The sequence below is a fragment of the Methylobacterium sp. 1A genome (assembly GCF_058072805.1).
Genome location: NZ_JBYQVE010000001.1, coordinates 744,407 through 767,779, shown reverse-complemented (window position 1 = coordinate 767,779; position 23,373 = coordinate 744,407). Strand labels below are relative to the sequence as shown.

Sequence of the window (23,373 nt, the reverse complement as noted above, 5' to 3'; positions counted from 1 at the left end):
GGGCTGAAAGGCTCGTACAGGTTGCGGTCCGGCAGGGCATCGGTCTTTACTGGCTCGCCTTCGAAAGTCAGGCGCTAGACCGGACATCCTTCCTGGATCGGGATCGTGAAAAGCCTCGCCATTAGCTTGAAGGAGCTGGAGGACGATCAGCTTGAGGAGTTCATCGAGCTGTTCGCCGAGCGCATCGGCGAAGGGTACGTCGCCGTCCATCGGCTGGGGCAGGCCAACGACAAGGGACGCGACGTCGTCGGATTCCTGACGGATGCGAAGCACGAGGGCCCTTGGCACCTCTACCAGTCCAAGCGGAAAACATATGCCAGCGCGCTCGGGGTGGGGGAGGCGCTCGTCGAACTCGGCAAGGTGTTTTACCACCACGCCGGAGGCGGCGCGTACAAGACGCTTCCCACGAAGTACGTGTTCGTCTCGCCCCGTGGCCTCTCGGGGACCCTGCGCGACCTAATCCTCAATCCTTCGGACTTGAAGGCCGAACTGTTGGCGAAGTGGGATACCCACTGCAAGACCGGCATCACCGCCCGCGGCGGCAAGCCGACCCCACTAACACCAGAGCTCAAGGCACTCATCGAGGCCTACGACTTCAGCCAGGTCTCATACCTGTCCGCGACCGACATTGTGAAGCATCCCGCCGCGGGGCCGGCGTTGGGCCGCGTGCTTAGGTTACCTCCCGGGGAGGCACCGGCCGGAGAGGCGCCTGCGGATCTGCAACCGGAGGAGATCGAGTATCTCGACCAGCTTCGCCGGGCCTACGGCGAGGCGCGCGGTGCGCCCTTTGCCACTGTGGATGCCGTCCTCGCGGACGGAGAGTACGGCCCCGATCTTGGCGACCAGCGCACGCGCTTTTTCGAGGCTTCCTTCTTCAAACGGTTCCACCGCGACAACACCGATGCGGCGGCGCTCGATGCTTTCCAGAAGGATGTTTACCATGGCGTGATAGGCGTCCACCGCCGTAAGCACATGACCGGATTCGATCGGCTATGCGCCGTGATGGATCATGCCTCGCTTATGCCGGCGGCCATCGGGGGCAAGCTCGCACGGGCGCCCGTGCGGCAAGGCGTGTGTCACCACCTCGCCAACGAGGGGACGATGAAGTGGATGCCATGAGGCTCGACGGGTTCGGCCGGCTCTACAACTCGCTGCTAGAGACGGGCATCCGCGCAGTGGTCGTCCTTGAGCATCTGCGGCCGGTGGGGGCCGACCTACCTGAGATGATCCTGTTCGACCATGTCGTCGTCCACACGGGGGACCACGGCGGTCCCGAAAGCCTCCACCCTCCAGTACCGGAGCGGCAAGGAGAACTGCTCGTACGCCGACGCCTGATCCAGCAGAGCCTGCAGCTCATGCAACAATGTCATCTGGTCGGGGAGACCCATGATGCCGGTGGGATCTCGTATCATGCCACCGACGAGGCCGCCGCTTACGTCGAGCTCCTTGAGACGCCCTATTCGGAACACCTGAAGCGCTGCTCCGCGTGGATCCGCGACGAGGTGGACCGCCACAGCAAGGACGGGTTCAAGGATCGGCTGCGCGAACGGATCGGTCATTGGGCCGAGGCGTTTGGTGCGGTCGAGGGACCGGCGCGGCGAGCCTAATTATGACCTCTCGACGGTTCCTCCTCCGCCGGATGGCCTTCACCGGCAGCGCCGTCCCCATGTCGGATCTCGACTTCGTGCCCAGGATCAACCTCGTTTGGGGTGCCTCAAGCGCCGGCAAGTCCTTCGTCCTAGCGGCGCTCGATTTCATGCTCGGCGCCGGATCCCTGCCCGAGATCCGGTTCCTCAATGGTTACGAGCGCGGTTGGCTCACACTCGATTTGCCGACCAGCGGCCGAGTTACGCTCGCGCGCTCGGTCTCCGGCGGCCATTTCGACTTGTACGATGGTGACGTTGACCCGCGGGATCCAGGGCAGCCTATTCGGACCCTTTCGGCAGATCATAAGTCGACGAGGAACCTCAGCATATCAGCTTTCCTGCTCGGCGAGCTTGGCATCAGGGACAAGCTGATCGACCGGACCCTCAACGCCGAGAAGAACACCTTCACCTTTCGCCACTTCGCTCCCTACGTCCTGACGGACGAGACAAGCATGATGGCCGAACGAAGCCCCACCGAGATCGACCCCCGTGCCGGCGATACGTTCAACAAGAACGTCTTCAAGTTCCTTCTCACCGGGATCGACGGTTCCTCGACGGTGACGATGGAGAAGTCCGAAACACAGCGGAGGGGAAACGCCGGCAAGCTCGAACTTATCGTGGAGCTTCTGGCGGCCGCGGAGGAGGAGTTGTCACAGGGGTGGCCTGACGCATCAAGCCTTGAGGAACAGGAAGAGCGTGTCGAGGAGGCGATCGAGGCAGTCTCGCTGGAGGCGGCTGCCAGACAGGATCAACTCGACTCGCTCCGATCCGAACGGCGGACGGCCATGGATGCGGTCGCCAGCCTGGAAGATAGGCTGACCGAGATCACGCTGACGCTCGGACGCTTCGACCTGCTTGCCGCGGTCTACGAAAGCGACGTCGCCCGGCTGGCTTCCCTCGCAGAGGGCGGGGCGGCGCTGCTCGCTGGGGCCCGTCGCCCGTGCCCGCACTGCGGCGCCGATCCGGAGCATCAGCGCCACAGCCACGGCCTCGACGAGATAGGCCGGACGCACGTGGCCGTCGAGGCGGAGATCGCAAAGATCGGGTTGGAGCAGGTCGAACTCCGGCGGACGGTCGTGGACCTGGTCGGGAGGCAAGACACTCTCGGCTCGTCGCTTGCGGGGTGGAATGCGGAGGTTGAAAAGATCGATCAGGCCATCGAGGCCGAGCTGCCCCTGGAGAGCTCGATCCGTTCTTCCTACGAGCGCCACGATCGAGAGCGGGAACGCATCCGTCGTGGATTGTCCGTGCAGCGACGGATCGACGACCTTCAGGCACGCAAGAGGGAGATCGAGGCCTTCCGGCCAACCACCCTGCCTCGCGGAAGCGTCGTGCCGGGCGTCAGCGGGAGCGTCGGCGACGAGTTCGCGGCAGATGTGCAGGCCATTCTAACGGATTGGCAGTTTCCTGGGCCGCCGAGGGTGTCATTCGACAGCAAGAACCACGACATCTTGCTCAACGGCGAGAACCGCCGCGGGAACGGCAAGGGGGTTCGCGGCCTGATGCAGGCGGCGTTCAAGATTGGGGTCCTGGTCTACTGCCGTCGGCACGGCCTGCCTCACCCGGGCATCATCGCGCTCGACAGCCCCCTGTTGAGCTTCCGGGATCCCCACACGTCGAAATACGGGGAGCTTTCTGAGGACGAGCGGGTGCTCAGCGAGACGCAGCTCAAGCATCGTTTCTACGACTACCTGATCCGCACAGCCGGCAGCGTCCAGTACGTCATCATCGAGAATGACGCCCCCCCGATCGACCTGGGACCCGATGCGAGGATCACGATCTTCGCCGGCGAAAGGGGTGTGGGAGATCGGAAGGGCTTCTTCCGCGTATAGGCCAGGGAATGGACTGTCGGGTCCGTGTCGTGGCCGATCCGAAGGGATCGAGGCAATCTCCTCCCCACGAACGAAGGGGATGACCGATGGGCGAGACCGATACAGATCAAGTCGACAGATTGCTGACCAGCCGTGAGATCGGGGCCGTCGTCGCGGCCCTTCGCTACGACCGCGGCTGGACGCAGGAGACGCTGGCAGAAATTGCCAGGGTGACCGTCCGTACGGTGCAGAGGGTCGAACGCGGTGAACCGAGCAGCACCGACACGCGAAGGGCGTTGGCGGGCGCGCTCGAATTCCAGGTCCTCGACGCCTTCAACATGCCCTGGCCCCTGCCGGACTACGAACGGATCAAGGCGGAGCACGAGCGTCTCCTGCATGAGTCGGTCGAGGTCGAGATCAAGCTCGTCGCCAACGGGCGTCAGCTACGGGAGTTCGCTGAGGCGGCTGAAGGCTGGCAGCACTCTCAACTCGTCGACATGACACCCTCCGCCGATGCCGCGCTGGCGACGCTGCGGGACTATTTCCAGGACTACGGCGATGTCCACGACTGCTACAGCGAGACCCAAAAGCTCGGCGTCAACGCCGACTTTCAGGAGCTGATCGATACCTTGGCCGCCGAGGGCATCGGTCTTTGTGCCGGGACGCGTCGGGTCCGCATCGGCGGCTTCGCCGACGATGGCGCGATCCGGGCAACACTTGTTCACCTAGTGGCGAGTTCGCTCGATGATCTGCCAAGAGCAATCCGGGTGCGACGGAACGCGTCGATTACGTGGTAGCTTCTGGTAGGTCTGGGCAAGGGCATAAATGTACGTCAGAGTAGGAGATCACTGGCGGAACCTAGATGTTCGGTCCCGGCATCTGGTGTGACCCGACCTCGTACAGAATCGTCACCTCGGACGATCACGACGTGCACGGACTGTACGCTATTTTCGTACGCCGACCCGATCCGCTTGAAGGTGTAGCCGCTCAGCCAGATCGGCCCGAGTTCACCCCCTTTCGAGGAATAGCCCGCGCCAAACGCGCGCGGCCAACTTGTGCGCCAAATCAGCTCATTGCCAAATTCGGCGACCACCTGCCGGGACATGTGGCATGCCTATCATCTGGACACGAGGGGTCCTCCTCGTCCCGGGAGGGGCTGGGGGCAGGCTCCCCTCGTCGAGGCGTGGTCACTTTCCGCCGACGGCGTCCGTCCACTCCACGCGCGCATGCCCTCGACCTCGTCTCCCCCGACCACGGGGGCGACCGTGCCGGCGCGTGCGTGTCCCGATCCAGGTCACGGCGCGCCCGTCATGCGAGGCGTCCGATTCGCGCACGATGGCCCATGCGTGGAGTGGGCGGCCCCCTGCCACGGGACGCCTCCTAGGGGCGGGCAGGCTCAGTAGTCGGCCGCAGGGCAGCCATTTGGTTCTGGCCAGCGACGCGCGTACCTTGACGGCGTCGACGGGAGTGCTGCCCCAGCGACGAACAGACCTTCGCTGAAGATGACCGATACCATCCTCCCGTTCCCCGACCGTCTCGCTTTAGCCAAGGCCCATCTCAACCGGCTGCACCCTGATGGGTCGCCGGGGCTGCTCGCGACTGCGCGCCAGTCGGCCGACGGCGTCTGGGACGAGGGCATGATCCCGGCCACGACGCGCGCTATCGCCAAGCAGGTCGCAGAGGCCGAGGTCCAGTACGTCAGCATGAACCGCTTTACCCGCCGCCGCCACAGCGCTTGCGTCCGGGCGGTTCGCGCAGGCTTCCTCGACCTCGACTACACGCGGGATGGCCTGCCCCACGCGCACCGGCCTCACGAGGAGATCGTGTTCCTCGTCCTCGCCGCGCTTGAGGCATCTGGTATCCCGAAGCCGTCCTGGGTCACTTTCAGCGGCCGTGGCATCCACATCGTATGGGCATTCGACGGCGTGTCAGGGCAGGCCTTGTGCCGCTGGCAGCGTGCCATGAAGGGGTTGCGCGGGCCCCGGCTCGACGCGGACGGCAACGTGTCCAATCGCAGGGTCGATGTCCGCGTCTCCGAGTTCCAGCACCGCATGCTGCCCCTCTGGCAACTGCTGAAGGGCCTCGGCCTCGACCGCGGCTGCTGCGATGCCGCCCGTGTCCTGCGGGTGTGGGGCAGCATCAATCCAAAGAGCGGCGAGATGTGCCGGCCGGCATGGCCCGCCGCGATCGCGGACATCAGCACCGTCCCGTTCGATGCTTGGGCCGACGCGACCTGTCCCTACACCCGGCGCGAGATCGCCGAGATCCGCGAAGCCCGAAAGTTCGAGCCAGCCCCGGTCAAGACTGACACGGCCGTACCCCGCAAGCCTCGGCCGTTCGCCGCCAACAAATGGAGGTTGGTCCTCGACGACCTGATGGCGCTGCTAGACCACCGCAAGGCCCTCAGGGTTGGGACGCGGATGCTGTGGGCCGTGTTCGCGGCCACCGCCCTATCGCAGACCGATGGTGGCGATGCCGAGACGTGGGCGGAGCGTCTCGCGCCGCTTTGCGGCCTGCCCGAGCGCGAGCTCGTCATGGCGTTCAGCGGGGTCGAGGCGGGCATGATCGCCCACGCCGCCGGCGAGAAGCGTGAGTACGAAGGCAAGGAACGGCCGAGCTTCTACGACTGGTCCTACGAGAGGATGGTCCATGAGTTAGGCATCAGCCAGGAAGAAGCCGATGCCGCCGCCCTGTTGGTCCTGAGACCCGATGGGTCGAAGGCCGGCCGCTCCGATGCCGAGCGCCAGCGGGACAGCCGCGACGCCCGCAACCCGGACCGCATGACGCGCGACCTCGCCCTGCAGCAGAAGGCGCAGGACGGTATCACCGCCATCGAGGCGCTCGGGGCCGGCCTCACCCTGACGCAGATCTGCGCAGGGTTCAGGGCGGCCGGGCGGCCTTCCTCCGTGAACTGGCTCAAGTCCGCGATCGTGCTGGGCGAGGCCGAACTCGTCCGCATCGCCGCCATCGAGGCAATCTCGGTCCCCGCCGCGGCGTCCATCGAAGCGGAAGCCGGTGACCGTCACGAAGAGTCACGGCGTATAGTGGCCCCTGGCCCGAGAGGCGCTGCCGCCACCTCCCCTGCCTCCATCACGGTCCAGCCAGGCGAGGTTCGTGTCACCCGGCATTCCCGGTTCTGTTCCGTCGTCTCGACCGCCACCGGGGAGTGGGAATGGCTGGGCATCGAGGGCGTCTGGGGCCGCGGTTGGAACCACGACCAGATGATCCTCCTGACCCCCGCCGAGGACCTGAACCCCGAGGATGCGGCGCTGGCCGAGTCTGCCCGTCTGGGGCTCGTCGCAGAGGCCACCAGGCGGCCCAGCCGCTCACCCCGACCCATCCGACGGATCTCGGGCAGAACCCCCGTAGCGGCCCGCCTGACGCCTCCGTTGCCGCCCTTGGATCCGGCCCTTGAGGCGCAGTGCTACCGGGACGCGTCCGGTGGGTGGTCCACGCCCCGACGCTGGCATCCCGCCCTTGTGGCTGCCTAGGCCGGGCAGTATAGTCCACCGGCCTTCAGCGAGGTGGATGCAGCACATCCGACACGCCCGCAGCCGGTCCGCCGGGGCGGGCGTTGTCATGTCGGGCCCACGCGTGGCGCTGACCAGGACACGCCCGGCATGCCAGCCTCCCCGGCATGGTACGCCGCAAGCAATCTTCTTCCGGTTTCAACTTCGGCGACTTCGAGGGCGTTGACCTCGCCGTAGACCTCGCGAGCGAGATCGAAAGGTGGCGCGACCAATTCGTCGCCACGGTCGGCATGGGGGACCATGCCCGGGACATGGCCAAGTGCCGCAGAGCCGCGGGCTGGGCGGTCGATGAGGTCGCCAAGACGGCCGTTCAGGGCATCCGCCTCCGCTTCTACAACAAGCTGAAGCGGCGGTCTCCGTGGACCGAGTCCGCGGTCGCCTACAAGGGCCTCAGCAAGTCGGAGCTGAGCGCCCTGGAGCGGGGCGAGCGCAACGCGGAGGACGTGTTCGCCCAGGTCTACGTCAAGCCCAAGCAGTCGGCGTACCTCAAGTACCTCTTTGGCATGGAGGACAACGTCCGCCTGCCCGGCGACGTCGGCATGGCGCAGCGGAAGATCTTGATCCCCTGGTGGGACAACATCACCAAGACCCAGGGCGTGAGGCCGACGAAGGATGGCGGCGTGCCCCGTGCCTTCCTCAGCAGACTCGTGCGCGAAACGGCCGCCGACCGGGCGCCGAGGAAGTCTGGCACGCAGGGGCGGTGGGGGGTCTACTACGGGGCCATCAAGATCCACGGGCAGGCCCACGAGGGGTTCATCGCCCGGCCGCCCCGGGTCCCCGTGACGGAGCAGGACGTCCTCCACCGGGGGCACTCGGCCCTCGACACGGTCATCCAGACCCGGGGCGGCGACCTGCGTCGGATCGGGCGCCGGCTCAAGGACACGGATCACCCCAGGGTGTTGTTCCTCGCCGTCGACAAGGCCCGGTACAAGCCCATCCTTCAGAAGCCGTGGGATGAGGCCTGCTCGGACGCCGCCTCGCGCGTGCCGGAGATCATGAGCCAGCAGCTGAACGAGAACCTGGCGCACATGATGAAGAAGGGCACCTACCTCCGCTGACGCCCCCCGGCCGGGACCGGGAGGCCCACGACATGGGGAACCGCGGCTAGCCGAATACCGCGGTCGGGGGGACGCTCGGGGCACAGGAGCGATCCCCGTGCCCCCAGCCCCTACGCCGGCAACCGTGCCGTCCACCTTCGTCAGCCAGCCCCAGCGCGGCAATCCCCGCGGGATCCGCGCCCGGGCCACCGACCACGCGGTCCGGCGCTTCGCCGAGCGCGCCGTCGGCGTCATCGTCGACGAGGGCATGGACGACACCTCGGCGCTGGCCGAGCTCGGCCGCCGCGGGGTCAACGTCCGCCGGGTCCGCCAGACCCTGTCGAAGCTCGGTGGCATCGGGGTCGCCAACCAGGCGCAGGCCGTCATCGTCAACGGCTTGAAGCTCGTCATCCGGGACGGCGCCGTCGTGACGGTGCTGGCCAAGAACCAGATGCGCGAACCTCGGGCCCCAGACGAGGCCCCGGCCTCGACGGCCCGGTGCGTGCTCCACGCGGACTACAGGCCATGACGGACGCTCCCTTCAGCTTCGAGGGCTGCGAGAGCCTGGCCGCCTGCCGCGAGGGGATCCGCCCGCTCCTCGGCGCCGGCATGGACTGGTCCGAGGTCCACTGCGGCCGCTGCGGCCAGCGCGGCATCGTCCGCCACGCCGACATCGTCGAGCCCGAGCCGGCGAAGCCCGCGGCCGCCGCGAAGGCGAAGCCCGCCCCGGCGGCCGAGCCCGAGGCCCCGGCCCCCGCCGCAGAGCCCGAGGTGAAGGCATGACCTGGGGCCCCTACAACCCTCACCGGGTCCCGCACGTGTCCCGCGAGGGCGAGTGGCTGGCCTCGATGATCCTGGCCGCCTTCTCGATCGCCCTGCTGCTGCCGGGCTCGACGTTCAGCCGGCCCGTCTTCGTGAACATGGCCGCCGTCGCCCCCGAGGGGACGTGGGGCATGGGCCTGCTGCTGGTCGCCGTGGTCCGCATGATCGGGCTGTGGGTGAACGGAAACTGGCGACGCTCGCCGACCCTGCGGTTCGCGGGCGCGGCGGCCGGCGCGGTCGTGTGGTTCTCGCTGTCCCGGCTCTTCTCCGACGACTCCTACCCCGGCGTGAACACGGGCGTCCTCGTCTACGCGGCCCTCGGCCTGTTCGATGTCTACGCCGCCGGGCGCTCCCTCCTCGACCAGGGCCGCAACGACCAGCGCGCCGCCATTCACCGCCGGGAGACCGTTTGATGCTGGCCGGTGCGTACGCGTTGCTCGTCGCGATCCCTACCGACGTCCTGAACGCGCTCGGCATCGTCGCCGGCGGGATCGGCACGGGGATGTTCTACCTGTGGGGCCGGTTCCGGAAGCTCCCGGCCGCCGCGACCGCGGAGCCCCCGCGCGCCGCCCTGTCCGAGACCGACCGCGAGCTCGGCTTCACCTTGGTCCGGACCGGCACCGACCTGACCCGGGCCCTCCACGAGCACGGCGACCTGCTGCGCGACGCGCTGCCGGCCCAGCCCGGCCGCCGCAACCGCCCGAGGACCTGACATGGCGCGCAGCACCTTCAACCCTGCGATCGACTACGTCCTCGCCCACGAGGGCGGGTACGTGAACGACCCCAAGGACAAGGGCGGGCCGACCAACCTCGGCATCACGCAGGCGACCCTCGCCGCGTGGTTCGGGCATGCGGTCTCGGCCGACGATGTCCGCCACCTGACCCGTTGGGACGCCACGGCCATCTACAGGGCCGAGTTCTGGGATCGAATCCGCGGCGACCTGCTGCCGGCCGGGCTCGATTACGCCCTGTTCGATTTCGCCGTGAACTCGGGCGCCGGGCGTGCCGCGCGGTTCCTACAGACGCTCCTGAAGGCCCGCGGGCTGTACGCCGGCGACATCGACGGCGGCATCGGTGCCAAGACCCTCGACGCGCTGCGCGGCGTGAACGACGTCCCCCGCCTAGTCGACGACCTGTCGGCCATGCGGCTCAAGTACCTGCGCACGCTCGACGGGTGGGGCCGGTACGGCAAGGGCTGGGCCCGGCGCGTCTCCGAGGTCCAGTACGCGGCCGAGCGGCTCGCCTCCACCCAGTCCCACGTCTACGCCTTCTCGCTGCCGCCGACCAAGACGGCCCCGTCGGCCCGGGGCGTCGGCGGCAAGGTCGCGGTGTCCCGCACCTTGCCGGGCAAGGCCGTCATCCTCTCGTTCGCCTCGGCCGTCGGCGAGCAGGCCTCCGAGTACGCGACGACGATCTCGGCCCTCCAGGACATCGCGCTGATGTTCAAGTGGGCGTTCGCCATCCTGACGGTCATCGGGATCCTGGCCGGCCTGGCCAAGGCCGTCCAGCTGGCGCAGGGCAACGGCGACATCCCGCGTGTGCCGCGCGCCGCCCGGGCCCCGGATCCTGTAGGGGCCTCGATTGAGGCCCCTGCCACGCTGGTCGAGGGCAACGTTGCCGAGCTTCCGGCCGGGACGGAGATCCCGCCGGCGGCAGAGACGGATCCGGCGATCGTCTCGATCCAGGAGCACGACCTGCCGGAGCTGCCGGCCGAGCCCGAGCCGACGCACGTCGAGCACGCCGTCGCGGCCGAGACGGTAGCGGCCTGATGACGAGCCCGCTGCCCCTCGCGCTGCCGCTGGCGTTCCGGCTCTGCCTGAGCCTGGCGTGGCCGACGCCGTCGGGCGGCGTCCGGCCGGGATTCGCGTGCCCGTCCGAGGCGCCGGGGCCCGCTCCGGTGCTGCCGACCATGCCGGCCCCGGCCGCCCCGCGGAAGAAGGGGTCCTGACATGGCCGACGCGCCCGCGCCCGCCTCCTACGTCGTCACGTTCGACGAGCAGCTGCCCCACCCCACGGACCCTGGCCACTGGATGCGGACCGGGCGGACGATCCGCGTGACCTGCGCCCTGGGCGGGCAGGTCGTGCAGGCGATCGACGTCCAGGCCGTCCAGGGCGGCCCCTGGGAGCCTCTCACCCCGCCCACCGAGCCGACAGGAGCCGCCTCGTGACCTCCACCGCTATCTGCCTCGTCGCGCTGTTCGCCTACCTGGCGTTCGACCACCTGGTCACCGAGGTCTGCTCCGTGCTGCGGGCCCGCGCCCACCGGAAGCCCTGCCACTGCCAGGGCTTGCCCGCCTTCACAGTCGATCACGACGGCGAGGCCCACCCCTTCACCCCCGCCTCGCCCGAGGCCGCCGCTAGGAAGGTGCACTGACATGGACGCCGCCATGAAATGTACGCCCGCCACCCTCATCGAGCAGGTCTTCGGCGAGACCACGTGCCTGATCCTCAAGGCTTCGGGCCCTGACGGACGGGAGGTCCTTGGCGAGCCGATGGACACCGGTCGCAGCTTCAAGGTCCGCTCGGTCGTCTACTCGGACGGAGAGGTATCCCGTTGCGAGGTGCTGTCGGTGGATGTCCAAGGTTGGCCGGACGGTCCGTGGAAGCCTGTCGAGCTAACGGACCCGAGCCTGCCCGGGCGGATCTCCAAGAAGGTCGCGGAGGGTCGCTCCTGATGGACGCCCTGAACCCCTTCAAGCTCGCCGCCTTCTGGACCGGGATGGCCCTTGGGATCCCGATGCTGGCCAGCGAGCTCGCCGCAGAGGTCTGGGGCACCAGGTCGAAGCCGGCCCCTGTCCCAGCCGAGAAGCCCGCCGTCGGGATGACCCGCAGGGTCGAGGACATCCAGACCCGGTTCTCCACGGCGGGGATCGAGGATGTCCAGACGGCTTACGAGGACGCCCGTGACGAGCTGGTGGCGATGCAGGGCGCCAAGCTCGCCAAGTCTACCAACATCGCCACGCGACTGCACGGCGAGCTGATGCTCGCGAAGGTCGCGTCCCGGCGCGCCAAGCGGAAGGGAAAGGCCTGACCATGAACGCCATCGCCACCATCCGGGCCGTCCTGGCCTGGCGTCCCAAGCTCCCGGCCATCGCCCTTCCGCGGCCCCGTCTCGCCCCGGCCGTGGACGCCGTCGAGGCCGTCGCCGGCGGTGCAGTCGAGACCATCTCCGCCGCGGCAGGGGCCGCTGTTAGGGCCCAAACCCGGCGCCCCCGGTTCGCCGTCGACGTGGCGCTCGCCTGTGTCGGCGCGCTCCTGTTCCTCGGCCTGGTGCTCGGATCCGCGTGGCACGCCTACCGGAAGGGCGAGGCCGCGCAGGCCGGCGTCACCGCCGCATGGCAGGCCAAGGCCACCACCGGGGAGGCCCTGGCGAACGGGAATGCCGACGCGGCCGGCCGCCTCCACCGCGCCGAGGCCCGCCTCGCGGCCGAGGTCGACAAGCGCGGCCGGGACAACCTCGCTTCGGACGCCCGCTACGCCGAGGCCCTCGATGCCGCGCGCCGGGCGACCCAATCCGCGAAGATCGCCCGGGTCGCGTGCCTGCCCGCCGGCAAGGGGGAGGGCCCCCCGGGGAACGCCCCGATGACGCGGAGCATGCGCGACGCCTTGGGCGTGCTCAGACGTGGAGTGAACCAGTGACCAGGATCCTGCTCGCCGTGGCCCTCGCGGCTGCCCTCTGCCTCGGCGCCTGCGCCCCACGGGTGGACACCACCGCCTCGGTCGCCCCGCACGTCGAGCTTACCCTCGGCGCCGCGGCCGCGCCCGCCGGTGAGCCCGGAAGTCGCCGCCGTCATCGCGGCCGCGGCCGCCCTGGTCGATGGGCGTCGCCGGTCCATGGAGCTGCCCGCCGACCGGGCGCTCCCCGGGGCGTGGGAGGCCGCCCTGGAGCGCGCTGTCCAGGACCTGCGCGCGGCCTCGGCCGGGGATCGCCCGTGACGCTGCCCGCACCCGATCGGCATGCCCTCGCGCGCCAGGTCGACCTGCTGCGCAGCATGGGCGGCCCTGAGCCCATCCGGGGCTACTCAATGGATGAGAAGGCCGATGCCCGGGACAGGATCGCCGCCGTGCTGGGGCGCGTCGCCGGCCGGGCTGTCTATGTCGGGATCGGGCTGACCGATTCGCCCGCGAAGGGTACTCGCCGGGTGAGTACCCTCACCGCCGCCTGAGGCCGACCGACACGGTCCTGCCGTCCTCGGACGTCGAGAAATCGATCCCCTCGCCGATGTAGCCGCCCATGACCCGCTCCTTCGTGGAGCGGGATCCGCCGCCTTGCTCGACGGTGATCAGCGTCCGAACGGACACTCCGACGCGCGCGGCCGCCTCGTCCTGACTGAGCTCCAGGAGGACGCGGGCGGCTCGAAACTGCGTGGAGGTCGGGATCATGCCTAAGCGTGCCACGGGCCCGCGGAAACCGCCAGGGCATTTTGCAGTCCAACTGCAAAGGCGTACGCTGTGTGTGCCGTCGATTCGTTACCGAGGGGTTAACGGAAGGCGGCCCCCGGGGGTGGAGCCCCGGAGGCCTTCAGACACCACGGAGCGACCCACGATGTCCGAACCCATCCCGCAGCATACCATGGACACGCTCCTCGCGCGTCCCCTCGACCTCCTGAGCATGACGTCCCTCGACCAGCTGCAGGCCGTGGCCCTGCGCGCGGCCGAGCTCGTCAACGAGGCCCGCTTCCTGGAGGGGCAGGCCCTGCTCGCCGAGCTGACCCCGGCCGAGACCCACGCCGCGCTGCGCACCCGGCCGGCGACGTTCCTGCACGAGCTGCACTCGATGGTCATGGAGCGGGCCTACCGCGCCATGCCGATCGAGGAGACGCGGGACCTGCTCTGCGAGATCGAGCAGGAGAAGGTCGACGCCGTCATGATGACGATGCTGTGCGGCGCCTTCAGGCAGAACCCGGGCCTGTTCATCCCCGGGGCCCGCCCCGCCAAGGCCGTCGCGTTCTACTCCCGCACCCACGACCTCGACGGCTGGGTCGAGCTCGCCGACGGCCGCGTCCTACCGTGGCTCTACGCCCCCGGCGGCGTCGGGAAGTCCAGCATCGCCAAGGCCAGCCGGTACGTCGAGGGCACGCCCGGCGTCGACCGCGCCCTCGTCGTCGGGACGCACGTGCGCCCAGGATTCCTGCTCCCGGACGAGCTCACCTTCGTGTGCCTCGCCGTCGACACCGCCCAGCCCACCAACCCCGGTCCGAGGGTCGCCTGATCATGAACGCGCTCACCCCCGCCCTGATGGGCGCCCCCGTCCCGACCGCCACGTCCGTCCAGGCCCTGGGCTTCAGGTTCAACCTGCGGCCGCTCACCGTCATCATTCGCGACGGCGCGCCCTGGTTCGTCGCGAAGGAGGCCTGCGCGGCCCTCGACATCGCCAATCACCGCGACGCGATCCAGAAGCTCGACGCCGACGAGAAGGGGGTCGCCTTAACCGACACCCCTGGCGGTCCCCAGGAAGTCTCCATCATCAGCGAGAGCGGCCTCTACACGCTTATCCTCCGCTGCCGGGGGGCCACGACCCCCGGAACGGTCCCACACCGCTTCCGGCGCTTCGTGACGTCCGAGGTCCTGCCCGAGGTCCGGCGCCGGGGTTCGTACGGGGCGCCAGACCTCGACGATAACCAGGTCCTGCGCCGCATCCTCGTCAGCAAGCTCGACGAGGTCGACCGCCTCCGCGCCATCGCCGAGGCGGAGCGCCGGGCCCGCATCGAGGCCGAGGACGTGGCCTGCCTCTCGAATCAGGAGATGCTGGACATGGGCAAGGCGTTGACCGTCGTGACCCACCGCGCGGAGGCCTCGGCGGCCCGCGTGGAGGTCCTGCAACCCAAGGCGGTCGCCTACGAGCGCATCGCCGGCGCGAGGGGATCCAAGACGATCACGGACTTCGCCCGCGACACCCGGCTGAAGCCGAAGAGGGTGTTCGAGCTGCTGGACCGGCGAGGCTGGATCTGCCGGCGCAACAGCCGCGAGATCGGCAAGCGGGGATCCTGGATGGCGACGATCTGGGGGCAGGAGCGAGGCTTCGTCGAGCACGCGATGGGCGTTGTCGACGTCGCGGGGCAGGTCGTCGAGACCCGGCAGCTCGTCATCACGCCCGCCGGCCAGCGCGTCCTCGAAGCCGAGCTCGCGCAGGGCCGCCTCGACCTGCGCAAGCCGAGGAAGGCCTGAACCACGCCCGGGGGCGGCCCCGCGCCGCCCCCGCGGACCGATGCAACGTAATGATACCGAAACGCCGTTTGCTTCCTTTGCCCTAGAAGCCCACGAAGCCGTCGGGTGTCAGGATCTCGACCAGGTCCTCGGTCATTGATGTCCTCCCTCACTTCGCGGGGCACATGCCGGGGCGGGGCACCCGCCGGAACAGGGTGCCGTAGCGAGAAAGCTCGCCCGTCGGCAGGACTTCGATGTCGAGCGCGTACGTCCCGCCCGTGTCGCTCGCCGAGTTCGTGAAGCACGTCGCCCGGATCTTGCCGGCGACCACGCGCGCGTCATGGCACTCCATCCCATCTGCGGAGATGTCCGTAGGCGCGGGGCCGACGAAGACGGGCCCGTAGCCCTCTCCGACCGGGCAGTACATCCCCGGGGCGGGAAGCGCGGGGGGGCCGGCGGCGGCGATGGCAGCAGCGAGGGCGATAGTACGCATGACGGTCACTCCTGTCTGGGGGCGAGGCACCAGGCGGACCCGTCGGCTTCGAGCCAGACGGCGGCCGCCGCGATGAGGGAGGAGCCGTCCGGGAGGCGGAATCCCGGCTGGCAGAGGCAGTAGCGGAATCGGACGGCCCCGCCCGGCCGGGGCACGCCGACGAGGGGGAGGCCCCGGGCCCAAGCGTGGACGTCCCGGGCCCCGGTCCGGAGGCACCGCAGGCGGGCCGCGTCCGAAGCCCGGAGCGTCACGCCGATCAGGGCGATCGCTGGGACGTGACCGACGACCCGGCCCTCGACGCGGACACTCCAAGACCCGCGGGTGAGGTTCCGGTAGACGTCAGCGCTTCCGGGCGTGCTCATCGCACGCCGTCACGGCCCAGCCGCCTCGGCGCAGGGATCCCGGCGCGCCGCATGTCTCGCAGACGGCACCCGACAGCCACTCCGCAGCGACGATGATCTCCCGCATCCGCTCGGACGTCGGGCCGCCGACGTACCAGCGCAACTCCGCGAACTTGCTCTTCACCTGGCGCGTCACGTGGCCGGCGGCCGCCGGGTTGCCGTCCTCCAGGATCCACTCGGCCGCCGCTGCGAGCATCCAGTGCCATCCCGACGAGGTCTCCAGCGTCGTCGTGAAGACGCCGGGGTAGTCGTCATGCAGCTGTAGGTAGCTCTCCTTCGGGGGTACCCGAGGCGACTGGCTGCCCTGCCAGCGCAGGGCGATCATCCGCGAGACGAGCTCCGAGACGCCCTCTCGGTAGACCCGGCCGCGGTCTGAGACGCGGGGCCGCGAGAGGCGGGGCACGTCCCACCTGACGCGGGGCCCGGCGCCAGTCATGTCGATACCGGTGTTGCTGATGCCGGCGCTGTTCTCGCCCAGGGCACCGGTGAGAAAAGCCAGCGCCTCGACGCGGATCACGTCTGTCATGTCGGTCTCCATCGCCAAGGATCACTGCAGGGGGCCGGCGTCGCGGGCATCGATCGCCGCTTCAACGAGTCGGCGCAGGGCGCGCAGGCTGCCCCCCGGCCAATGCTCCTGCAGGGCAGCCCACTCGATCCCATCGAGTGGGGGCACCCATGCCTCGTCGAGGCCCCGGTCGGCGCGGACATCCGCGAGGATGGACGTCGCTAGCTGGCGCAGGTGCTCCGGGCCCGGCTCGTCCAGCCGGAGGACCACGCATCGGTCGAGAAGCGGCCGGGGGACGGTGTCGAGCGTGTTGGCCGTGAGGATCCACTGGACGTGCGACAGGTCGACGTCGGCCTGGAGATAGACGTCGCGGTAGCGCGCCGCCGTCTCGACGCCGAGCTGGTTGATGAGCGCGTCGCAGGCGTTCCCGTTGTGCCTGGACGTGCCGATCTTATCGACCTCGTCGATGACAAGGATCGGATTGGCGATCCTGGTCCGGATGAGCTCGCGCACAGGGGCCGAGAACCCGCCCGTGCTCCACCCCCGGGCCACGCCGCCGATCGAGACAGAGTCCGTCACCCCGGCCATGGAGTAGACCGCCGGCTGCAGGCCGAGGACCTCCCCATAGCGGCGCGCCAGCCGGGTCTTGCCGCCGCCGGGCTCGCCAACGAGGAGCAGCGGCGGATTCCTGACGACGGCCTGGGATGCGAGCGGGCGCAGCAGCCTGTCGATGATCGCTTGTCCGTGGGGGCAGTCAGCGAGCAGCTCGGCCCGGATCGCCGCGAGGTCGGCCGGCGGCGTGACAAGCGGCAGGGCCACCCGCACGATCGCCTCGGCCTCCTTGACGGGATCGTCGCCGCGTTGGCCCTTCTTCACGTGGCTGACGTCACCGACGAGGATGGCCGTGGGGACCGTCGGCAGGTCCTCGACAGGGTCGGAGTAGGTCTCCCCGTCCTCGCGGGTATCCTCCATGATCCGCGGCAACGGCTGGATCCCGGCGCGATCCTCGGAGACGATGCCGTTGAGCTCCGCGAGGTCGTCCAGGGACGGCTCCGCGGGGACCGGCGGCTCGTCGAGGACATCGAAGACGAGGCCGAGGGTGTGCGCGAATCCGCGGGCGAGGTGCGTCGTCATGGAGATCTGCACGTGCCTGCCCTCGGGCAGGTAGACCGCGACATCGACCTCGTCCTCGTCGTGCCCATCGAGGGCGTCCGCGGTCGCTAGGTAGTCGATCGCGCTGCGCATCAGGCCGTAGCTGATGTAGTCGACGTAGCCCGTGACCGGCCTGCTCTTGACGTGGCGGACGCACAGCATCGCGCAGCGCCGGGCCGCTTCCGGGGAGCCGATCGCCGCCAGCCACACGTTGCAGCGGTCGTGCAGGTCCTCGATGGCGCGGGCGGTCTCGGCGAGAACGGTCGACTTGCCGACCTCGACGAACGCGAGGATGTCGTCGCAGGCCTGCTCGATCCTCCGGATGGCGGTCGTCGTCGGCGCCGCGACCGCAGCGCTGAGCGAGATCTCCAGTTCCGTCGGCAGCTTATGCGGGCAGTCCTCCGCGACGAGCGGCAGGCAGACCGCCTTCAGGTCGGCGTAGACGTCGCCCCCTACGAACTCCGCGCCCGAGAGGACATCTAGCGTGGACGGGACCGGGAAGTCGTCGTGCGGCCAACGGGGGTCGCGGAACAGCGCAATGTGCTGCCGCACGCTGCGCTTGGCAGCGTCGGAAATCTTGGACATCGGGGAGGCTCGCTGGAAACGGAGGGCACGCGCAGGCGGGCGCCGAGCTCGGGGGCTCAGGCGGGGCGGCGGGCTATCCGTTTTAAGCAGCGAGCGAGGGTCACGGGGTCGTCCTTCCGTTGAGGCTCCACCATGCCCGGAGCGGCCCCGCGAAGCAATCGGAAGTCTCGGACAGGGTTAGGTTTTCCCTGGGCGATGGGCGCCCTGCCTGTGCCGTTCCGAATCGCTCAGAGTGGTATCCTCGCGAGGTTGGTCGGCGAGGAGGGGGCGATGGCGTACAAATACTGGGAGCACAGGTCGGCCTGGGACTTCTACCGCATGCCGGATGCCGCGCAGACGGCATTCCGTCAGGTGGTCCGCGCTGCGCGCTGCGGCGAAGAGAAGGCGGTCGAGGCATTCGTCGAGGCTGGCGTCACCGACCTGATGCGGCCGGTCGTGACCCTGCACGACCTGGTCATCGACGGGCTTGCCGAGTTGCCCGCCGACGCGCGCCCCGAGGTCGAGCGGGTGCTCTTCGGGCAGTTCATCGGGCAGACGTCGCCCATCCGCCTCGTCCGCCAGGTCCTCGACCGGGCCCGGCTGGACGGCCTGAACGATCGCCAGATCGCCGGGGCGGTCACGGTCGTCCTGGAGAGCCACGGGCTCCTCCAGAGGGACCCGGCCTGATGGGCGAGCTCACCCTCATCGTTTGCTCGGCCGGGTCGGCCGTACTGCTGATGGGCGTCCTCGCGACGGGGATCCTCTCGGCGCTGGACCGCACGGTGGAGGCATGCCTATGAGCCGCCCCGCACCCTCAGCCGACCTACTCGATCGGCTCGCCCGCCGCTTCCCGGGATCCGCCGGCCACGCCGCCTGGCGCGCCCGGCAGACATCTCCGGAGGGCGGCAGACACCGCGACGGCGGCCGCCCCGGCTTCTCCGCCGTGATGGACGAGTTCGCGGGCAAGGGCGCGCCCGGTCAGCGGGTCGACGACGAACACCGTGGACCGCTCCGTCCCAACGAGCACGCTCACGCTGAGCTCGACGCGGGTGCCGCTGCCGGGGCCGTCCTCGACGGAGTAGCGGGCCTCGCCGACGACATCGGCTGCCCCCTGATCCTCAGGCCATTCACAGGGAGCGATGCCCCTGCTCTGAAGATAGCCGTCGAGGAAGGTTCGCGCCGCAGTGCGATAGCTGGGGTGCTCCATGGGGTCGAAGGTCGCCAAGCCCTGAGGGTTGTCACCAGGGGGAGGGATGGTCGGGTCCGTTTCGCGGTCGCTGAGGTCCTCGACGGGCAGGGCGATCCGGCCGCCTGGGGGGAGCGCCCTGGCGATCAGGCGGACGCGGTCCGGCCAGAGAACGCCCTCGACGCCGAGGCGCTCGGCTCCCCAGGGCTGGGGCGGATCCTCGGAGTCCCCGGCATCGCGCCAGACCGCGACGGGCAGGGGACCCACCCCGTCGATGCTCGCCCACCAGTATTCAGGCTCGATGCCGACCAGCTCGCCCTGGGGCCGGGGTTCCAGGCCGGCGAGGACGCGGATCGAGTCGGGGGGATACTCATCGTCGGGCATTCAGGGCTCCTCCCCGCGGGCGGCCCGGGCCAGGGCATCCCCGCCGAGGAGATAGCCAGCCAGCGATACACGTCCGCCTCCGTCTCAGCCTCGGAGCAGAGCGCGATCGCGAAACCGCCGCCGAGCCCGGTTCGCCTGAGGATCCGCACGGCGAGCGAGGCGGCCGCGTCGAGGCGGTCCGCCTGTTGCTCGAACTCCACCTCGGCGGCGAGTGCGGCCCCCGCGTACCGGAGCGCCGCGACGCAGCGGTCCCGGTTGAACTCCGGGTACTCGGCGAGGAAACCGTCGAGGCTGATGTGCCACTTGCTGGCCAGCAGGCCGAACATGAGTTGCGCTTCCTCGCGCGTCAGCAGGCCGGCCTCGGCGACGAGGACGGCCCCCCGCTCCAGGGCCGCGATGCAGTCGTCCCGGTCCAACGTAGGGAAGCTCTCATCCACGATGGAGTCCAAGTCGTCCGAGACGAGGTTCACGAACAAGGTCTCGACGTTGACGCGGGTGCCCCGGAAGCACGCGGCCCCTCCATGACGCCGGGGCGGCGCACGACGATCGGATCGCTCGGGGAGGCGCGCTCGACATTCGAGGACCGACCCTGGAGCGCGTCCAGGCGATTGGCGGCGGCTCGCAGATCGTCTGTCAAATCGTCGGGCATGCCACGGATTCTGAATCCGCCCCCTCGGAGAAGCAAGCCCGGCACGTGCCGCGGCACGTGTCAGAGTACGTGCCGTGGCACGTGCCAGAGAGGCCAGCCGACGAGGCGGGATCCCTGGCCCCCCGGGGCGGGCACACCGAGCTCGCGCTAGTGCGCCTGGCGGTCCGGGGCGCTCGAATCCGGACGGGGGGCGCCCTGCCGGCCGTGTGGTCGGCCTGGGGCTGAGGCATGGGTCGCCGGCGATCCTGCGAGGGTAAGGTCCGACACGCCGATGTCGGTGGGGCCGTCGTACACGCCAGGCGGATGGCGCGGGCCGGCAAGGGGATGGTGAACCCCTACCGCTGCCAGCATTGCCGCGGCTGGCACGTCGGCCGGGGTGAGGCCGGACGCCTTGACAGCATCAACCGGATCTTCGACGCCATCAGGAAGGATTGAGGCTGCGCATTTACACCGAGACACCCCTCCGCCTGCCGCTGCCCCAAGCCGTTGTCATTCACCCGGACTGGGACCGCCCGAAGCCCCCGGTGACCCGGCCGGCGGACATCGAGGTTGTCAAGGCACGCCTCGTCGCCGCCCTCGCGGCGGAGGCCATCCGGATGATGGGGGCCTGGGTGTCCGAGCTCAACTCTGTGATCGTCTACGCCCCCGGGGGCTTCCAGCTTGGCCTGTCGCTCGCCGGGGATCCGGAGGCCCGGATCGTCGTGCCGTCCAGGCTCTCGACGCTGGACTCCATCGTGGCTGAGGTCACCGGCGGGGTGAAGCCTGTTTAAGGCAAATCCGGAGGTTGCCTTAAAATGGGATCACGCCACCGGTCTGTGTGCCCCCTGTGCGCCCGCGAAAATGAACAAACATCCAGAAACATCTCTCAAATTTGACCAAATACTATGAACCGACAAGATCACTACAATTTATTGCAAATAAATCCATTTTTTCGCTAAGCTTCGTGAAAGGGGATGTGTTTATATCAGCAGGCCTCGCCGGCGCCGCCGGTCTAAAGAGGCTGACAGATATGCCCTTCACCCAACAGCAACTGACGAACATGTTCTCGACGGGGGCCGAACACGTGGGCCGCGTCGCTGAGCTAAGGAGGTCCGGCGGCGACCCAGCCGCGTACATGAACGATCTCTTCGGCGCCCCCGTCGTCATCGGCGTGTACCGCAAGAAGCGCGGCGGGATCGGCTATCTTGTCGTCAGGGGTGTCGCGCACCTCCAGCGTATCTTGGAGCGGGGCCAGGCCGAGCACCTCCCCGTGGCATACTACCTGTTCGAGTCGGCGGAGGCGGCCACGTTCGCGGCCGACGTCTACGACCGGCATCCGGACGCCCGGTGGGTGGAGGCGCATCTGGACGGGCGCGCCTTCGGCCTCGGCCTCACTTGGACTGAGTGACCGCAGATCGTCGCCGGCAACCGGCTGGGGACCTCCAATTACCGTGATGACGGCGGTCCCTGGGAGGGTTCAGCGGGATGCTGAGCGCTTTGGCGATCTGATGCTGTCCTCACGCTGGTCCCAGGCGGGGCGATAAGCCCTCGATCCCGACCCTCAGGCAGTCCTCGCGTGGTAGCCGATGAGCCACACCGCACGGGTCATGTTGTAGAACAGGTTGGCCAAGCCGATCTTCGTCCGAGCTCTCACCAAGCCGATGGGCCGCACCACGAGCCCCATCGGCCCCTTCTGCCGGGCAAAGACATGCTCGACGGCCGCGCGGACCTTCGACTTCTCACCGTTGGCCCGGGCGACGTTCCTGGCCATCGGCTTGCCCGGTGGCTTCTTGCGATGGATGCGGGAGCGGAAGCCGTTGCCCGCCAAGTGTGCCTCGTTAGCCTTCAAGCGGTAGGCGGTGTCAGCCCAGACGTCGCCGGCGGTGTTGGCTTTCGACGCCAGGTTGGGCAACTGCGCCCCGTCGTGGCGAGCCGCGTCGGTGGCGGTCCAGGCCCGGATCAGCCCATGACGGCGGTCGATGCCGACGTGGTTCTTGTAGCCGAAGGCCGGCACGGCAATGTCCACGCGCTTCGCCCCGTCCTCGGCCGGCGTGGCCTTCGACCATTTGATCGTCCAGCGCGCCTCGCGGTCCTTCTGAGCGAGCTTGGCCGGCTTGGCCTTCCAGGCGTCGGGCACACGGCTGGCCTTCAGATCCGCCTTCTCGGCCTCGGTGTTGCGCTGCTTGGGCGCGGCCACCACGGTCGCGTCGACGATCTGCCCACCCATCGCCAGTAAACCTGCGTGCCGCGGGGCCGCCTCGTAGGCCGAAAACAGAACTGCGATGGCCGGCTTTCCCGCAATTTCGGCCCGGGTGAGCGCCTCGCAAAAGGTCAAGATCGTGTTGGCGTCGGGCACCGGGTCGGACAGCCCGAGCCCAAAGAAGCGCATGAAAAGGAAGCGCATGAAGAAGAGCCTGTCCGTGATCAGGAACTCCGTGCGCTCGTCCGACAGCGAGTGGCTGGCCTGGAGGATCAGCACCTTAAACATGAAGACGAGGTCGAATGGTGGACGACCGCCCTTCGATCCGTCTGAACGAGACACGGAACGGGCGAGGTCGTCCCGGAACAGCTCGAAATCGACGATGCGGCTCAACCGCTCCAGAGCGTCGCCCTTGGCCGAGAGATCCTTCTGACGCTCATCGACGTCGAAAAACCGGGCTGACCGCGCATCGCAGCACCTCACCGACCGCCGACGCCATCACACCACGAAACCGCTCAAACCGCGAGGTTTTTGGAGGTGTTCGGCTGGGCCGTGCCCTGGAACGGGACACAGGGGCGGTGCGAGGCTGCCCGATGGTCCGCCCGAACGCTCGGAATCGGGCGGATCGCCCGGCAAGCGTGCAAAAAAGTCCGCCCGAGATCCGCCCGAGAACGAGAAAGCCCCGGACGATGGGTCCAGGGCCTAGAACGTAAATGCCTGCACTATTTAGATTATTTTTGGTAGCGAGGGAGGGATTTGAACCCCCGACACAAGGATTATGATTCCTCTGCTCTAACCAGCTGAGCTACCCCGCCACGAGCCGCGACCGTCCATCGAGACGATGCGTGCAGTGGCGGCGGTATAGGA

At 68.9% G+C, this 23,373-nt stretch carries 30 protein-coding genes, 1 tRNA gene and 2 pseudogenes; 24 read left to right on the top strand and 9 right to left on the bottom strand.

Going from position 1 to position 23,373, the window contains the following annotated elements; genetic code table 11:
• Positions 1-105 precede the first annotated feature (105 nt).
• The 19 genes from ACX9MN_RS03795 (at position 106) to ACX9MN_RS03705 (ending at position 13,012) form a co-directional block, all read left to right on the top strand.
• Positions 106-1,119, top strand: a complete 1,014-nt coding sequence (locus tag ACX9MN_RS03795) for an ABC-three component system protein (protein WP_489723737.1) — start codon at positions 106-108, stop codon at positions 1,117-1,119.
• Complete coding sequence (locus ACX9MN_RS03790; RefSeq protein ID WP_489723736.1) at positions 1,116-1,607, top strand: ABC-three component system middle component 2; 492 nt, start codon at positions 1,116-1,118, stop codon at positions 1,605-1,607. Before ACX9MN_RS03795 ends, ACX9MN_RS03790 begins: the two co-directional genes overlap by 4 nt.
• A 2-nt stretch (positions 1,608-1,609) precedes the next feature.
• Positions 1,610-3,478 (top strand): hypothetical protein, encoded by a 1,869-nt coding sequence (locus ACX9MN_RS03785; protein WP_489723735.1) that lies wholly within the window; start codon positions 1,610-1,612, stop codon positions 3,476-3,478.
• An 86-nt stretch (positions 3,479-3,564) separates the two neighbouring features.
• The gene (locus ACX9MN_RS03780; RefSeq protein WP_489723734.1) at positions 3,565-4,254 is read left to right on the top strand and encodes a helix-turn-helix domain-containing protein; all 690 of its coding nucleotides are present in this window, start codon (positions 3,565-3,567) and stop codon (positions 4,252-4,254) included.
• A 705-nt stretch (positions 4,255-4,959) separates the two neighbouring features.
• A complete protein-coding gene (locus tag ACX9MN_RS03775) occupies positions 4,960-6,948 on the top strand; it encodes a hypothetical protein (protein ID WP_489723733.1) in 1,989 nt (662 codons plus the stop codon).
• Between the two features lie 146 nt (positions 6,949-7,094).
• Positions 7,095-8,045, top strand: coding sequence for a hypothetical protein (locus tag ACX9MN_RS03770; RefSeq protein ID WP_489723732.1), 951 nt, complete (start codon positions 7,095-7,097; stop codon positions 8,043-8,045).
• Between the two features lie 97 nt (positions 8,046-8,142).
• Positions 8,143-8,553 carry a hypothetical protein gene (locus ACX9MN_RS03765; RefSeq protein ID WP_489723731.1) on the top strand — a complete coding sequence of 137 codons (411 nt, stop codon included), beginning with the start codon at positions 8,143-8,145 and terminating at the stop codon, positions 8,551-8,553.
• Positions 8,550-8,807, top strand: a complete 258-nt coding sequence (locus ACX9MN_RS03760; RefSeq protein WP_489723730.1) for a hypothetical protein — start codon at positions 8,550-8,552, stop codon at positions 8,805-8,807. Before ACX9MN_RS03765 ends, ACX9MN_RS03760 begins: the two co-directional genes overlap by 4 nt.
• Positions 8,804-9,259: a hypothetical protein gene (locus ACX9MN_RS03755; protein ID WP_489723729.1), complete on the top strand. Its 456-nt coding sequence runs from the start codon at positions 8,804-8,806 to the stop codon at positions 9,257-9,259. The genes ACX9MN_RS03760 and ACX9MN_RS03755 overlap by 4 nt, the downstream gene beginning before the upstream one ends.
• Positions 9,259-9,558: a hypothetical protein gene (locus ACX9MN_RS03750; RefSeq protein WP_489723728.1), complete on the top strand. Its 300-nt coding sequence runs from the start codon at positions 9,259-9,261 to the stop codon at positions 9,556-9,558. The genes ACX9MN_RS03755 and ACX9MN_RS03750 overlap by 1 nt, the downstream gene beginning before the upstream one ends.
• Position 9,559: 1 nt before the next feature.
• A complete protein-coding gene (locus ACX9MN_RS03745; protein WP_489723727.1) occupies positions 9,560-10,615 on the top strand; it encodes a glycoside hydrolase family 108 protein in 1,056 nt (351 codons plus the stop codon).
• Positions 10,615-10,794, top strand: coding sequence for a hypothetical protein (locus ACX9MN_RS03740; protein WP_489723726.1), 180 nt, complete (start codon positions 10,615-10,617; stop codon positions 10,792-10,794). Before ACX9MN_RS03745 ends, ACX9MN_RS03740 begins: the two co-directional genes overlap by 1 nt.
• A gap of 1 nt (position 10,795) precedes the next feature.
• The gene (locus tag ACX9MN_RS03735) at positions 10,796-11,014 is read left to right on the top strand and encodes a hypothetical protein (protein WP_489723725.1); all 219 of its coding nucleotides are present in this window, start codon (positions 10,796-10,798) and stop codon (positions 11,012-11,014) included.
• Entirely contained in the window at positions 11,011-11,220 is a 210-nt protein-coding gene (locus ACX9MN_RS03730) for a hypothetical protein (protein ID WP_489723724.1), read from the top strand. Before ACX9MN_RS03735 ends, ACX9MN_RS03730 begins: the two co-directional genes overlap by 4 nt.
• Before the next feature lies 1 nt (position 11,221).
• On the top strand, positions 11,222-11,521 hold the full coding sequence (locus tag ACX9MN_RS03725; protein ID WP_489723723.1) for a hypothetical protein: 300 nt from the start codon (positions 11,222-11,224) through the stop codon (positions 11,519-11,521).
• Positions 11,521-11,877, top strand: a complete 357-nt coding sequence (locus tag ACX9MN_RS03720; protein ID WP_489723722.1) for a hypothetical protein — start codon at positions 11,521-11,523, stop codon at positions 11,875-11,877. The genes ACX9MN_RS03725 and ACX9MN_RS03720 overlap by 1 nt, the downstream gene beginning before the upstream one ends.
• Before the next feature lie 2 nt (positions 11,878-11,879).
• Positions 11,880-12,485, top strand: a complete 606-nt coding sequence (locus tag ACX9MN_RS03715; RefSeq protein ID WP_489723721.1) for a hypothetical protein — start codon at positions 11,880-11,882, stop codon at positions 12,483-12,485.
• Positions 12,486-12,614: 129 nt separating this feature from the next.
• Positions 12,615-12,782 (top strand): hypothetical protein, encoded by a 168-nt coding sequence (locus tag ACX9MN_RS03710; RefSeq protein ID WP_489723720.1) that lies wholly within the window; start codon positions 12,615-12,617, stop codon positions 12,780-12,782.
• Entirely contained in the window at positions 12,779-13,012 is a 234-nt protein-coding gene (locus tag ACX9MN_RS03705) for a hypothetical protein (RefSeq protein WP_489723719.1), read from the top strand. Before ACX9MN_RS03710 ends, ACX9MN_RS03705 begins: the two co-directional genes overlap by 4 nt.
• Here the strand turns inward: ACX9MN_RS03705 and ACX9MN_RS03700 are convergent.
• A complete protein-coding gene (locus tag ACX9MN_RS03700) occupies positions 12,999-13,229 on the bottom strand; it encodes a helix-turn-helix domain-containing protein (protein ID WP_489723718.1) in 231 nt (76 codons plus the stop codon). The genes ACX9MN_RS03705 and ACX9MN_RS03700 overlap by 14 nt on opposite strands.
• Before the next feature lie 163 nt (positions 13,230-13,392).
• Between ACX9MN_RS03700 and ACX9MN_RS03695 the strand changes: the two genes are divergently transcribed.
• Both ACX9MN_RS03695 and ACX9MN_RS03690 read left to right on the top strand, forming a co-directional pair.
• Positions 13,393-14,058 (top strand): hypothetical protein, encoded by a 666-nt coding sequence (locus tag ACX9MN_RS03695; protein ID WP_489723717.1) that lies wholly within the window; start codon positions 13,393-13,395, stop codon positions 14,056-14,058.
• A 2-nt stretch (positions 14,059-14,060) separates the two neighbouring features.
• Positions 14,061-15,014, top strand: a complete 954-nt coding sequence (locus tag ACX9MN_RS03690; RefSeq protein ID WP_489723716.1) for a BRO family protein — start codon at positions 14,061-14,063, stop codon at positions 15,012-15,014.
• A 148-nt stretch (positions 15,015-15,162) separates the two neighbouring features.
• Here the strand turns inward: ACX9MN_RS03690 and ACX9MN_RS03685 are convergent, their stop codons facing one another.
• From ACX9MN_RS03685 to ACX9MN_RS03670, 4 genes are read right to left on the bottom strand one after another with little or no spacing between them, the layout of a single operon-like run.
• On the bottom strand, positions 15,163-15,486 hold the full coding sequence (locus tag ACX9MN_RS03685; protein WP_489723714.1) for a hypothetical protein: 324 nt from the start codon (positions 15,484-15,486) through the stop codon (positions 15,163-15,165).
• 5 nt (positions 15,487-15,491) lie between these two features.
• The gene (locus ACX9MN_RS03680) at positions 15,492-15,848 is read right to left on the bottom strand and encodes a hypothetical protein (RefSeq protein WP_489723713.1); all 357 of its coding nucleotides are present in this window, start codon (positions 15,846-15,848) and stop codon (positions 15,492-15,494) included.
• Positions 15,826-16,413, bottom strand: a complete 588-nt coding sequence (locus ACX9MN_RS03675) for a hypothetical protein (protein ID WP_489723712.1) — start codon at positions 16,411-16,413, stop codon at positions 15,826-15,828. The genes ACX9MN_RS03680 and ACX9MN_RS03675 overlap by 23 nt, the downstream gene beginning before the upstream one ends.
• 21 nt (positions 16,414-16,434) lie before the next feature.
• A complete protein-coding gene (locus ACX9MN_RS03670) occupies positions 16,435-18,129 on the bottom strand; it encodes an AAA family ATPase (RefSeq protein WP_489723711.1) in 1,695 nt (564 codons plus the stop codon).
• Positions 18,130-18,399: 270 nt separating this feature from the next.
• Here ACX9MN_RS03670 and ACX9MN_RS03665 point away from each other — a divergent pair, with 270 nt between their 5' ends.
• The gene (locus tag ACX9MN_RS03665) at positions 18,400-18,795 is read left to right on the top strand and encodes a hypothetical protein (RefSeq protein ID WP_489723710.1); all 396 of its coding nucleotides are present in this window, start codon (positions 18,400-18,402) and stop codon (positions 18,793-18,795) included.
• A 136-nt stretch (positions 18,796-18,931) separates the two neighbouring features.
• Here ACX9MN_RS03665 and ACX9MN_RS03660 read toward each other — a convergent pair whose 3' ends face one another.
• Together ACX9MN_RS03660 and ACX9MN_RS03655 are read right to left on the bottom strand one after the other, a co-directional pair.
• Positions 18,932-19,678 carry a hypothetical protein gene (locus ACX9MN_RS03660; RefSeq protein WP_489723709.1) on the bottom strand — a complete coding sequence of 249 codons (747 nt, stop codon included), beginning with the start codon at positions 19,676-19,678 and terminating at the stop codon, positions 18,932-18,934.
• A 395-nt stretch (positions 19,679-20,073) separates the two neighbouring features.
• Positions 20,074-20,343, bottom strand: a pseudogene (locus tag ACX9MN_RS03655) (DUF433 domain-containing protein); the annotation flags it as partial.
• 415 nt (positions 20,344-20,758) lie between these two features.
• Here ACX9MN_RS03655 and ACX9MN_RS03650 point away from each other — a divergent pair.
• The gene (locus ACX9MN_RS03650; protein WP_489723708.1) at positions 20,759-21,097 is read left to right on the top strand and encodes a hypothetical protein; all 339 of its coding nucleotides are present in this window, start codon (positions 20,759-20,761) and stop codon (positions 21,095-21,097) included.
• A 239-nt stretch (positions 21,098-21,336) separates the two neighbouring features.
• Positions 21,337-21,714 (top strand): hypothetical protein, encoded by a 378-nt coding sequence (locus ACX9MN_RS03645; protein WP_489723707.1) that lies wholly within the window; start codon positions 21,337-21,339, stop codon positions 21,712-21,714.
• 153 nt (positions 21,715-21,867) lie between these two features.
• On the opposite strand, the pseudogene ACX9MN_RS03640 reads toward ACX9MN_RS03645, so the two are convergent.
• Together ACX9MN_RS03640 and ACX9MN_RS03635 are read right to left on the bottom strand one after the other, a co-directional pair.
• Positions 21,868-22,976, bottom strand: a pseudogene (locus ACX9MN_RS03640) (IS5 family transposase).
• A gap of 268 nt (positions 22,977-23,244) precedes the next feature.
• Positions 23,245-23,321 (bottom strand) — tRNA-Met (locus ACX9MN_RS03635).
• Positions 23,322-23,373 lie beyond the last annotated feature (52 nt).